Here is an 11,539-nt window from a genome sequence, read left to right as displayed (position 1 = left end):
CTACTAATATTCAATGTATGATATGATGGTGACGTAGTATTGAAATTAACGTTAAAAAGGTGATGGATAGTGATTTTAGCGTTGGATGTTGGGAATACAAATACTGTAATTGGTGTGTACCAAAAAGAGAAATTGCTTTATCATTGGCGGATTGAAACAAATCGCCACAAGACCGAAGATGAATACGGAATGCTTTTTAAAACATTATTTGAATACGTTGGATTGACATTTTCCGATATTAAAGGAATCATTATTTCCTCCGTTGTTCCTCCGATTATGCTTGCTTTAGAAAACATGTGTCAAAAATATTTCCATTTGGAACCGCTTATTGTTGGTCCGGGAATCAAAACGGGTTTGGACATTAAATATGATAACCCCAGGGAAGTTGGGGCAGACAGAATTGTCAATGCTGTAGCAGGCATATATCTATATGGATGCCCGCTTATCATTGTGGATTTCGGAACCGCCACAACTTACTGTTACATTAACGAGAAAGGACAATACATGGGCGGCGCCATTGCGCCAGGAATTAATATTTCTACGGAAGCCCTCTATTCAAAAGCCGCAAAGCTGCCACGAATAGAAATTGCCAAACCTGATCACATAATAGGGAAAAATACAGTTGCAGCTATGCAATCGGGAATTGTTTACGGTTATGTTGGGCAAGTGGAAGGGATCGTCGCTAGAATGAAAGCTCAAGCAAAAAAGGAGCCGAAAGTGATAGCCACAGGGGGACTTAGCAGCTTAGTTGCTGAAGAATCGAATATTATCGATATTGTTGACCCATTATTAACATTAACCGGGCTGCAGTTAATTTATGAACGCAACGTTGGAAGGGAGTCATGATGATGAATGATTATTTGGTAAAATCATTAGCTTATGATGGGGGGGTGCGTGCTTATGCCGTTCGAACCACCAATACGGTTGGGGAAGCGCAACGCCGCCATCAAACATGGCCTACAGCTTCAGCTGCTCTTGGCAGGGCTATGACAGCCGGTGTAATGCTTGGATCAATGTTAAAAGGCGATGAAAAATTAACGATTAAGATTGAAGGCGGTGGACCTATCGGCGCCATTATTGTCGACAGCAACTCAAAAGGTGATGTCAGAGGTTATGTAAAGAATCCGCAGGCTCATACTGCTCTCAACGAGAAAGGAAAACTTGATGTAGCGGGAGTTGTCGGCAAAAACGGAATGCTGACGGTTGTAAAGGATTTAGGATTGCGAGAGCATTTTTCCGGCCAGGTACCGCTAATTTCCGGAGAGTTAGGGGAAGATTTTGCCTATTATTTAGTTGCTTCTGAGCAAGTTCCGTCATCAGTAGGAGTGGGGGTTTTAGTTAACCCGGACAACTCGATTTTGGCGGCAGGCGGATTTATTTTGCAATTAATGCCTGGGACGGAAGAAAAAGTGATTACCGAACTAGAACAACGTTTAAAAACGATTGAACCAATTTCAAAATTGATACAAAAAGGGCTTGCGCCGGAAGAAATATTGGAGGAGCTGGCAGGGAAAGGTAATGTTAAAATGATAGATCAAATGCCCGTGCAGTTCCGTTGTACTTGTTCAAAAGAGAGATTTGGAAATGCTATTATCAGTTTAGGCGTGGAAGAGATTCAACAAATGATTGAAGAAGACGGAAAAGCGGAAGCTCAATGTCATTTTTGCAACGAAATATATGTATTTTCAAAGGAGGATTTGCTGGACTTAAAGGAAGCAGCTACGCAAAAATAAAATAGCAGCAGGGAGCTGAAGGGATGAGCAAAAAAGCGTTATGGACCATTATAGTTGTACTAGTGCTTATAAACATCGTATCGTTCGCCTTTTTGCTATCTAAGAATGTAAATGGAAAAGATGAAGCAGTTGCAAAAATTGGTGATAGCCGCATTACAAGGCAGCAATGGCTGAATGAGCTTGAAAAGCGGTATGGCCAGGAAACATTGGAAGATATGATTAACTATAAGGTCGTGCTGGAGTTAGCCCGAAAATATGGTATCAAAGTGGATGACAAAACCATTGAACGCGAAATGAAAATGTTTAAACTGTCATATCAAATTCCCGAGGAAAACGTTCTTGCAGAAGATGAATTGAAGAAAAAAATACGCTACAGCATTCTTTTGGAAGAGCTATTAACGAAAGATGTCAATATAAGCGAAGAGGAATTAAGGAAGTATTATGAAGAGCATAAGGAACAATTTGTTGTACATGATGCTTATCACTTATCTCATATCATCGTTAAAACAAAAAATGATGCACAAAAAATAATAAAAGAGCTGGAAGGTGGATCCAGCTTTGAAGCTCTGGCAGCTGAACAATCGATTGACAAAATGACATCAAAAGATGGCGGCGATCTCGGTTTTATTTTTGATGGTGATCCCAATATTCCAAGAGAATATATAGAAGAAGCAAAATTTATGGAGGAAAATGAATGGTCAGATCCAATTTCGCTTGACAATGGTTATGCTATCATTTTTTTGCGTGAGAAAGTAAAAGGTGAACAATATAAGTTTGACGAAGTAAAACATCAAATTCGCCGGCAGCTGGCATTAGAGCAGATGGAAGGAAATGTAACCGCCAGACAGCTCTGGGATGACATAGGCGTCACTTGGTTTTACGAAAATAAACAAAATCATTGACAATTCAAAAATTTATTGGTATATTTTCAATAAAACCAATAAAATTACTCGGAAATTGAGGTGTGAATTATGGCGGTTGTTGCAAATTCGGTTTTAGAACTGATTGGTAAAACTCCTGTAGTAAAATTGCAAAAAATTGTTGACGATGACAGCGCAGATGTTTATTTGAAACTGGAATATTTTAATCCAGGTTCAAGCGTTAAAGACCGTATTGCTTTAGCTATGATTGAAGCAGCGGAAAAAGAAGGGAAGTTAAAGCAGGGAGATACGATTATTGAACCTACAAGCGGAAACACAGGAATCGGTTTGGCAATGGTTGCAGCTGCAAAAGGGTTACGGGCCATTTTAGTCATGCCTGAAACAATGAGTTTAGAAAGACGCAACTTACTGCGGGCTTACGGTGCAGAACTTGTCTTAACGCCTGGATCAGAAGGAATGAAAGGTGCGATTAAAAAAGCGGAAGAACTAGCTGAGAAACACGGTTATTTCATGCCGCAGCAATTCAAAAACCAAGCAAATGTTGCAATTCACCGTTTAACTACTGGACCGGAAATTGTTGAACAGATGGGTGATCAATTGGATGCATTTGTTGCCGGCATCGGTACAGGCGGTACGATAACAGGAGCGGGAGAAGTATTAAAAGAAAAATATCCAAATATTAAAATTTATGCGGTAGAGCCCGCTGATTCTCCTGTTTTATCCGGAGGAAAACCAGGCCCTCATAAAATTCAAGGTATTGGTGCGGGATTTGTTCCTGATATTTTAAATACGGACATTTATGATGAAATTATTACCGTCACAACTGAACAAGCCTTTGAAACAGCTCGTAAAGCTGCAAGAGAAGAAGGGGTATTAGGCGGAATTTCTTCAGGAGCTGCAATTTACTCTGCACTCAAAGTGGCAAAACAATTGGGAAAAGGCAAAAAAGTATTAGCGATTATTCCAAGTAACGGCGAAAGATACTTAAGTACACCATTGTATAAATTTGATGAAGAATAATCTTTTAGACTGGAAATTAGCTGCCGAAAAAGCTGCTGACAAATTTGTCGGCAGCTTTTTCCTATTAATGGGGTATCATCCGCTGTATCAATTGAGTGATGTTTACGAAGTTTGGAAATTGCAAGTCTATTAATGTAAACAGCTCATTGTTGATGTAAAATAAGGATATGGGCAAAAGGAGAGTGGATGAATGGGAAACACAAGAAAACCGCTGGCAACGTCTATCCCTTTTGAAACGGATCGCTTTTTTATTTGTTACGAGAAGCTTGCGCATGGTGAAAAATATCATGTCCTTCTTGAAAGTGGAAGAGGCGGCCGATACAGTATTGCAGGGATCAAGCCTTATGCCTTGATCAAAGGGAAAAACGGAAAACTAATTATACATCAAGGAGATAAAGAAATTGTTCAGAAAGGCAATCCATTGTTATTGCTGGAAGCATGGATGAAGGAATTTCAATTTGAAACCGATCCTTCTCTGCCTGATTTTCAAGGGGGAGCTATCGGATTTATTAGTTATGATGCCGTCCGTTATTTTGAAAAACTGCCTAACCGCTCCTTGGATGATTTAAATATTCCTGATCTTTTTTTCATTGTTTTCCAAGACGTTGCCGTTTACGATCATGAAGAAAAAAAGCTTTGGCTGATAACCAGCTGTAAAAACGGAGAGGAATTGCTTGCAAGACAACGGCTAGAAGAGATGAAAACATTATGGTGTGATGAAATTGGACATGATGTTTTTAATGATGAAGTCGAGCAGGGCAATCTAACCTACGAGCCGGTCACGTTTATGGAGGAGCCGTTTAAAAAAGCAGTTGAAAAGGTAAAGGAATATATTGCGAGCGGTGATGTTTTTCAAGTGAACTTATCTGTCAGACAGGCAAAGCTGCTTTCTACCCATCCTTTTGAAATTTACAAAGCTTTGCGAAAGGTTAACCCTTCTCCATATATGGCATATATTGAAACACCGGAATTTCAAATTGCCAGCGGATCTCCAGAGCTGCTCATTAAAAAAAGGGGAAACGTCCTGAATACCCGTCCGATTGCAGGAACGAGGTCAAGAGGAAGAAGCGATGAGGAGGATCGCCAGCTTTCCGTAGATTTGATCACCAATGAAAAAGAGCGGGCAGAACATATCATGCTTGTTGATTTAGAACGGAATGATCTCGGCAGGGTATGTGTATATGGCAGTGTGGAAGTCAATGAACTGATGACAATTGAAAAGTATTCACATGTCATTCATATCGTATCGAATGTTCGCGGGGTGCTGCAGGAAGGAAAAGGCTTCTCTGATATTATTCGTGCTGTTTTTCCCGGAGGTACGATCACAGGGGCTCCGAAAGTAAGAACGATGGAAATCATTGAAGAACTGGAGCCGACAAGAAGAGGGTTATATACCGGTTCCATCGGCTGGCTCGGCTTTAATGGAGATTTAGAATTTAATATTGTCATACGGACGCTCCTTGCCAAAGACGGTTGGGCGTATGTGCAAGCAGGTGCTGGAATCGTGATTGATTCTGTTGCGGAATATGAATATAGAGAGTGTTTGAAAAAAGCGAAAGCAATATGGAAAGCGATCAGTTTGAGCGAAGAAGAGAAAATGTTAGTTAGAGGTGAGATGAGATGATTTTAATGATCGATAACTATGATTCTTTTACGTACAATTTAGTCCAATATCTTGGTGAGCTTGGCGAAGAGCTTGTCGTCAGACGAAATGATGAAATCACCATTAGGGAAATAGAAGAGCTCAAACCGGCTTATATCATGATTTCTCCTGGGCCCTGTACACCGAATGAAGCAGGAATCAGCATGGAGGCAATCAAACAGTTCGCAGGGAAAATTCCGATTTTTGGCGTTTGTCTAGGTCATCAATCAATAGCTCAAGTGTTCGGAGGCGATGTAGTCCGCGCAGACAAATTAATGCATGGAAAAACATCGCAAATTTATCATGATGGAAAAACGATTTTCAACGGCTTGGACAACCCGTTCACCGCGACAAGGTATCATTCTTTGATTGTAAAAAAAGAAACCCTTCCGGACTGTTTTGAAATTTCAGCTTGGACTCATGAGGGGGAAATTATGGGAATCCGCCATAAATTATTGCCGGTTGAAGGTGTGCAGTTCCATCCGGAATCCATTATGACTGAAAACGGGAAACGGATGTTAAAGCAATTCCTATTATATTATCGTGCGGAAGAAAAGAGTGTATAAGTGTGTACTTATATATAAACGGTGAATATAAAAAGCAGGATGAGCTGCATATTTCCCCGTTCGACCATGGGTTTTTATACGGAATCGGCGCTTTTGAAACAATAAGAACTTATAACGGTCATCCATTTTTATTGCATGATCATATCGATCGCTTGAATGCAGCGGTTAACGAACTCGGCATTGATTTTTTTCTTTCTTATCAGAAGGCGGAACAAATTATTAGAAAACTGCATGAATTACATCATTTCAAAAATGCGTATATTCGGATAAATGTTTCAGCTGGTGAAAAGGAGCTGGGCTTATCGGCAGCCCGCTATCAAAATCCGGTTTTCATTATGTTTATTAAAGAATTAAAGATGCCGGAACGATCGACAAAGCAGGGGGTCATTCTTTCGGTTCGGAGAAATACGCCGGAAGGGTCTTTTCGTATCAAATCGCACCACTTTTTAAATAATTTGCTGGCCAAAAGAGAAATTGGAGATGACCCGAAAAAGGAGGGTATATTTTTAACACATTCAGGGTATGTTGCTGAAGGGATTGTTTCCAACATTTTTTGGGTGAAAAACAACACCGTTTATACACCGGCTGTTGATACAGGAATATTAAACGGAATTACAAGACAGTTTGTGTTGACGGTTCTCAAAAAAATCGGCATTCCTTTTGAAGAAGGATTTTATAAACCAGAACATCTGTTTTCTGCACAAGAAGTATTTATCACAAATTCTTTGCAGGAGATTGTCCCAATTACGCATATTGGCCAAAAAGCATTTGCAGGTGAACAGGGAATTTTGACAAATCAATTAATCGATATCTATAAAAAATGCCGGCAGCTTCTTTTTACTAGAAATGACTTTAAAGCAGGTGATGAACAATGAGTGTAATCGAAAAAGCAAAAATTTTAAAATGTGGACCCTATCTATTACGCTATGAAGATAAAACGCAAGTAATGGGAATATTAAATGTTACACCTGATTCTTTCTCGGACGGCGGAAAATTTAACGATATTGAAAGAGCCATAAAGCATGCAAAAGAAATGGTGGAAAGCGGCGCCGATATCATTGATGTCGGAGGTGAATCGACCCGTCCAGGCCATGAGCCCGTTTCGGAAGAAGATGAGTTAGCTAGGGTTCTTCCAGTAATTGAAAGATTGTCTAAAGAAATTCGAGTTCCTATTTCTATCGATACGTACAAAGCGCATGTGGCAAAAAAAGCGGTGGAAGCTGGGGCAACCATCATCAATGATATATGGGGGGCGAAAAAAGAGCCGGACATCGCTCGTGTGGCGGCAGAATATGACGTCCCCATCATCTTGATGCACAATCGCGAAAAAGAAGGGTATAATGATCTAATTAGAGACATGATTTCTGATTTAATGGAAAGTGTCGAGATAGCCAAAAAAGCAGGCGTAAGGGATGAACAAATTATTCTTGATCCGGGCATCGGATTTGCAAAAACTTTTGAAGACAATCTCTTGGTCATGCGCCATCTGGAAGAATTTACAAAACTGGGATTCCCGGTTTTGCTTGGAACTTCGAGAAAAAGATTTATAGGACGTGTTCTCGATTTACCGGTAGATGAGCGAATGGAAGGAACAGGAGCTACCGTATGCTTAGGAGTGCAAAAAGGTTGTCAATTTGTTCGGGTTCATGATGTTAAACCAATTGCACGGATGGTTAAAATGATGGATGCGATGCTTGGAAAGGGGCTTGATCAAGATCGATAAGATCCATGTAACTGGAATGGAGTTTTGGGGCTATCACGGCGTTTATCCTGAAGAGAACAAGCTTGGACAACGATTTCGGGTTGATGTCATTTTAGAGACGGATCTAAAAAAAGCGGGAAAAACGGATGAAATAAATGATACCGTAAACTACGCAAAGGTGTACGATGTTTGCAAAAATATTGTAGAAGGCCCGCCCTGCAAATTAATTGAAGCAATCGCAGAAAAGTTGGCAGAAACATTATTATCTACTTTTCCAATTGTTGCACAATGCATGGTGAAAGTGACCAAACCGGATCCGCCTATTCCGGGTCATTATCACTATGTTGCAGTGGAAATTAAAAGGGGACGAAAATGAACAATATTGCATATATATCGTTAGGTTCTAACATAGGTGACCGAGAATACTTTTTGCGGGAAAGCATCAGGCGATTGGACAAGGATCCAAATGTGGCGGTAATAAAAACATCTTCCATTTATGAAACAGATCCTGTCGGCTTTGTCGAGCAAAATTTGTTTTTAAATATGGTTGTGAAAGTGGCAACGAATTTGTCGCCATTTGAATTATTTAAGTTAACTCAATCCGTTGAGCAGCATTTGGGCAGAACAAGAGAAATCAGATGGGGGCCTAGAACAATTGACCTTGACATTTTATTATATAATAACGAAAATATTGAAACAGAACAGCTCACCATTCCCCATCCAAGAATGTTTGAACGGTCTTTTGTCCTAATTCCTTTATTTGAGATAGATCGTCATATTCAATGCCCGAAGCCGCCGTATTCTTTGTCGCTTTTAATAGATCAATTACAAGATAAAAAAGGAGTGCGAATATGGAAGCAGAAAAATGGGGAAGAAGGATTCGCGCTTTTAGAAAATTAAAAGGCTATACACAAGCCGGTTTTGCAAAAGATTTGGGGGTTTCTGTATCAGTTCTTGGAGAGGTGGAAAGAGGAAACCGTATTCCGAGCAAACAATTAGTGGAAGATATTGCTCTAAAGCTAAACGTCAGCGTGGAGGAGTTAACGCCGGAAGACATTGAAAAGTAAAGGAGGTTGCGAGGTTTTGTTTAAAATTGGGGATATCCAATTAAAAAACCGTGTTGTTCTTGCGCCGATGGCGGGAGTATGCAATTCAGCGTTTCGGCTGACAGTGAAAGAATTCGGTGCAGGTTTAGTTTGCGCCGAAATGGTCAGTGATAAAGCGATTTTATATAAAAACGCCAAAACAATGGGTATGCTTTATATAGATGAACGGGAAAAGCCATTGAGCCTGCAAATTTTTGGCGGTGAAAAAGAAACATTGGTGGAAGCGGCAAAGTTCGTTGATAAAAATACAACCGCAGACATTATCGACATCAATATGGGCTGCCCTGTTCCGAAAATCACGAAATGCGATGCCGGCGCTAAATGGCTGCTTGATCCAAATAAAATTTATGACATGGTTGCCGCTGTTGTTGATGCCGTAGAAAAACCCGTTACCGTTAAAATGCGGATAGGCTGGGATGAAGAACATATTTTTGCGGTGGAAAATGCCCAAGCTGTTGAACGGGCAGGCGGTAAGGCGGTTTCGGTACACGGACGGACACGGGTTCAAATGTATGAAGGAAAGGCGAATTGGGATATTATCAAGGAAGTAAAGCAAGCTGTCAATATTCCGGTTATCGGAAACGGAGATGTCAAAACCCCTGAAGATGCAAAAAGAATGTTGGATGAGACAGGGGTCGACGGCGTTATGATTGGACGAGCTGCTTTAGGCAATCCGTGGATGATTTACCGTACGGTTAAATATTTAGAAACAGGAGAACTGTTGGAGGAACCGACCGTTCGTGAAAAAATTGATGTATGTAAATTGCACTTGGAACGTTTGATCAATTTAAAGGGTGAAACCATTGCGGTAAGAGAAATGCGCAAACATGCGGCTTGGTATTTAAAAGGCATTCGCGGCGGCGCAAAAATAAGAAATGCCATTAATAATTGCGAAACAAAACAAGAGTTCGTTTCCCTGCTTGATCATTTTGCCAATGAAGTAGAAGAGAAAGAGCGTCAAACCGCATAGCGGAAATATGAACTTTTGTTTAGCTATTTTGTATACTGCCAGGCATCTGGCAGTTTTCTGCTTTACATTTTCAAAGCATTGGAGTTGATAAAAGATGAGTAAAGAAGAAATCAATCATCAGGAAGAATTGAATGATCAGCTGCAAGTTCGAAGGGAAAAGCTGAATGCTTTAAGAGAGAAAGGGATTGATCCTTTTGGCAAAAGGTTTGAGCGCACCCATCAAGCAAATGTACTGAAAGAACAGTACGGGGAATTGACAAAGGAAGAGTTAGAAGAAAAAAACATTCATGTTTCGATTGCTGGAAGAATTATGACGAAACGGGGTAAGGGAAAAGCTGGATTTGCTCATATCCAAGATTTGTCAGGGCAAATTCAAATTTATGTAAGAAAAGATACAGTGGGCGATGATCAGTATGAGATTTTCAATATGGCGGATCTGGGCGATCTAGTTGGTGTCAGAGGAACCGTTTTTAAAACAAAAGTTGGCGAACTTTCTGTAAAAGCAACGGAGTTTATTCTGCTCACAAAGGCATTGCGTCCTCTGCCAGATAAATATCATGGGCTTAAAGACATTGAACAACGTTATCGTCAACGTTATTTAGATTTAATTATGAATCCGGACAGCAAAAACACGTTTATCACAAGAAGCAAGATCATCCAATCAATGCGCCGTTATTTAGACAATCAAGGATATTTGGAAGTTGAAACGCCGATGATGCATTCCATTCCGGGAGGAGCGGCTGCACGGCCATTTATCACCCATCATAATGCTCTTGATATGCCGTTGTATATGAGAATTGCCATTGAATTGCATTTGAAGCGGCTTATTGTCGGCGGGTTGGAAAAGGTATATGAAATTGGCCGCGTGTTCCGCAATGAAGGAGTTTCAACCAGACATAATCCTGAATTCACCATGCTTGAGCTTTACGCAGCATATGCAGACTTTCAGGATATTATGGAATTAACGGAAAACTTAATTGCTCATATTGCAAAAGAAGTACTTGGTACAACTACTATTCGCTACGGCGAACACGAAGTGAATTTGGAGCCGAAGTGGAAAAGGCTTCACATGGCAGACGCCATTAAAGAATACACAGGCGTTGATTTTTGGAATATTACAACAACAGAGGAAGCAAGGGCTTTAGCGGAAAGCCACGACGTAAAAATCGATGAAAATATGCAATACGGCCATATTGTTAATGAATTTTTTGAGCAAAAAGTAGAAGACAAACTGATTCAGCCGACATTTATTTACGGCCATCCGGTTGAAATTTCGCCTCTTGCAAAGAAAAATGAACAAGATCCAAGATTTACAGACCGGTTTGAATTATTTATTGTCGGACGTGAGCATGCAAATGCTTTTACCGAATTGAATGATCCGATTGACCAGCGTGAACGTTTTGAAGCCCAACTAAAAGAAAGAGAACAAGGAAATGATGAAGCGCATATGATGGATGAAGATTTCGTTGAAGCCTTGGAATACGGCATGCCTCCGACTGGAGGGCTTGGCATTGGCATAGACCGGCTTGTTATGCTTCTTACAAACTCACCGTCCATTCGAGATGTTCTCTTGTTCCCGCAAATGAGAAACAAATAATTTTTCTATACAATAGGAAGGCTTTATCGTCTTCCTATTTATTTTTCAAATAAGTTTTGCAAAAATGCCCATTTTTTATTATCTTTGATTAGAGCGATAATGGTGGGAAAATCATAAAAAATATATTGATTTGTGATAGAAAAGATGATATATTAATATTCGTCCTTGCTAAAGGGTTCGAAAATTACCTGTTGACATGATGTGAAGAAATTGTTATATTGGATAAGTCGTCTTTTTTAGAAGCTTGATCTTTGAAAACTGAACAAAACGAAAGCGTTCCTGTTGATTCAAGAAATGAGCAGATATGAGGATAAACTTTTTT

14 protein-coding genes are annotated in these 11,539 nt (G+C 40.1%); all 14 read left to right on the top strand.

All coding sequences use genetic code 11. The features are described from left to right. Positions 1–69: 69 nt before the first annotated feature. The 14 genes from AC0KTX_RS11080 (at position 70) to lysS (ending at position 11,217) form a co-directional block, all read left to right on the top strand. Positions 70–846 carry a type III pantothenate kinase gene (locus AC0KTX_RS11080; RefSeq protein WP_474252250.1) on the top strand — a complete coding sequence of 259 codons (777 nt, stop codon included), beginning with the start codon at positions 70–72 and terminating at the stop codon, positions 844–846. Between the two features lie 2 nt (positions 847–848). Next, entirely contained in the window at positions 849–1,733 is an 885-nt protein-coding gene (gene hslO / locus AC0KTX_RS11075; protein WP_474252249.1) for an Hsp33 family molecular chaperone HslO, read from the top strand. A 23-nt stretch (positions 1,734–1,756) separates the two neighbouring features. Beyond that, positions 1,757–2,635 carry a peptidyl-prolyl cis-trans isomerase gene (locus AC0KTX_RS11070; protein WP_474252248.1) on the top strand — a complete coding sequence of 293 codons (879 nt, stop codon included), beginning with the start codon at positions 1,757–1,759 and terminating at the stop codon, positions 2,633–2,635. A gap of 69 nt (positions 2,636–2,704) precedes the next feature. Further along, positions 2,705–3,634 carry a cysteine synthase A gene (gene cysK / locus AC0KTX_RS11065; RefSeq protein WP_474252247.1) on the top strand — a complete coding sequence of 310 codons (930 nt, stop codon included), beginning with the start codon at positions 2,705–2,707 and terminating at the stop codon, positions 3,632–3,634. Beyond that, positions 3,624–3,767, top strand: a complete 144-nt coding sequence (locus AC0KTX_RS11060) for a hypothetical protein (RefSeq protein WP_474252246.1) — start codon at positions 3,624–3,626, stop codon at positions 3,765–3,767. The genes cysK and AC0KTX_RS11060 overlap by 11 nt, the downstream gene beginning before the upstream one ends. Positions 3,768–3,824: 57 nt before the next feature. Then, positions 3,825–5,258 carry an aminodeoxychorismate synthase component I gene (gene pabB / locus AC0KTX_RS11055; RefSeq protein WP_474252245.1) on the top strand — a complete coding sequence of 478 codons (1,434 nt, stop codon included), beginning with the start codon at positions 3,825–3,827 and terminating at the stop codon, positions 5,256–5,258. Continuing rightward, positions 5,255–5,842 (top strand): aminodeoxychorismate/anthranilate synthase component II, encoded by a 588-nt coding sequence (gene pabA / locus AC0KTX_RS11050; RefSeq protein ID WP_474252244.1) that lies wholly within the window; start codon positions 5,255–5,257, stop codon positions 5,840–5,842. The genes pabB and pabA overlap by 4 nt, the downstream gene beginning before the upstream one ends. Before the next feature lie 2 nt (positions 5,843–5,844). After that, positions 5,845–6,717, top strand: coding sequence for an aminodeoxychorismate lyase (gene pabC, locus AC0KTX_RS11045; RefSeq protein ID WP_474252243.1), 873 nt, complete (start codon positions 5,845–5,847; stop codon positions 6,715–6,717). Continuing rightward, the gene (gene folP / locus AC0KTX_RS11040; RefSeq protein ID WP_474252242.1) at positions 6,714–7,565 is read left to right on the top strand and encodes a dihydropteroate synthase; all 852 of its coding nucleotides are present in this window, start codon (positions 6,714–6,716) and stop codon (positions 7,563–7,565) included. The genes pabC and folP overlap by 4 nt, the downstream gene beginning before the upstream one ends. Further along, the gene (folB, locus tag AC0KTX_RS11035) at positions 7,558–7,920 is read left to right on the top strand and encodes a dihydroneopterin aldolase (protein WP_474252289.1); all 363 of its coding nucleotides are present in this window, start codon (positions 7,558–7,560) and stop codon (positions 7,918–7,920) included. Before folP ends, folB begins: the two co-directional genes overlap by 8 nt. Further along, a complete protein-coding gene (folK, locus tag AC0KTX_RS11030; RefSeq protein WP_474252241.1) occupies positions 7,917–8,444 on the top strand; it encodes a 2-amino-4-hydroxy-6-hydroxymethyldihydropteridine diphosphokinase in 528 nt (175 codons plus the stop codon). The genes folB and folK overlap by 4 nt, the downstream gene beginning before the upstream one ends. Further along, positions 8,396–8,611, top strand: a complete 216-nt coding sequence (locus tag AC0KTX_RS11025; RefSeq protein ID WP_474252240.1) for a helix-turn-helix domain-containing protein — start codon at positions 8,396–8,398, stop codon at positions 8,609–8,611. The genes folK and AC0KTX_RS11025 overlap by 49 nt, the downstream gene beginning before the upstream one ends. Before the next feature lie 16 nt (positions 8,612–8,627). Beyond that, positions 8,628–9,620 carry a tRNA dihydrouridine synthase DusB gene (dusB, locus tag AC0KTX_RS11020; RefSeq protein ID WP_474252239.1) on the top strand — a complete coding sequence of 331 codons (993 nt, stop codon included), beginning with the start codon at positions 8,628–8,630 and terminating at the stop codon, positions 9,618–9,620. Positions 9,621–9,714: 94 nt separating this feature from the next. Next, complete coding sequence (gene lysS / locus AC0KTX_RS11015; RefSeq protein WP_474252238.1) at positions 9,715–11,217, top strand: lysine--tRNA ligase; 1,503 nt, start codon at positions 9,715–9,717, stop codon at positions 11,215–11,217. The last annotated feature ends 322 nt before the right edge of the window (positions 11,218–11,539 follow it).

The sequence above is a fragment of the Aeribacillus sp. JST-2 genome (assembly GCF_056032925.1).
This window is presented reverse-complemented; position numbering and strand designations above follow the sequence as displayed.

Coding starts and splice junctions, on each gene's coding strand:
- folK (WP_474252241.1), top strand. CDS start 7,917: ATGAACAATATTGCATATATATCGTTAGGTTCTAACATAGGTGACCGA.
- hslO (WP_474252249.1), top strand. CDS start 849: ATGAATGATTATTTGGTAAAATCATTAGCTTATGATGGGGGGGTGCGT.
- AC0KTX_RS11070 (WP_474252248.1), top strand. CDS start 1,757: ATGAGCAAAAAAGCGTTATGGACCATTATAGTTGTACTAGTGCTTATA.
- pabB (WP_474252245.1), top strand. CDS start 3,825: ATGGGAAACACAAGAAAACCGCTGGCAACGTCTATCCCTTTTGAAACG.
- folP (WP_474252242.1), top strand. CDS start 6,714: ATGAGTGTAATCGAAAAAGCAAAAATTTTAAAATGTGGACCCTATCTA.
- pabA (WP_474252244.1), top strand. CDS start 5,255: ATGATTTTAATGATCGATAACTATGATTCTTTTACGTACAATTTAGTC.
- AC0KTX_RS11060 (WP_474252246.1), top strand. CDS start 3,624: ATGAAGAATAATCTTTTAGACTGGAAATTAGCTGCCGAAAAAGCTGCT.
- lysS (WP_474252238.1), top strand. CDS start 9,715: ATGAGTAAAGAAGAAATCAATCATCAGGAAGAATTGAATGATCAGCTG.
- AC0KTX_RS11025 (WP_474252240.1), top strand. CDS start 8,396: ATGGAAGCAGAAAAATGGGGAAGAAGGATTCGCGCTTTTAGAAAATTA.
- cysK (WP_474252247.1), top strand. CDS start 2,705: ATGGCGGTTGTTGCAAATTCGGTTTTAGAACTGATTGGTAAAACTCCT.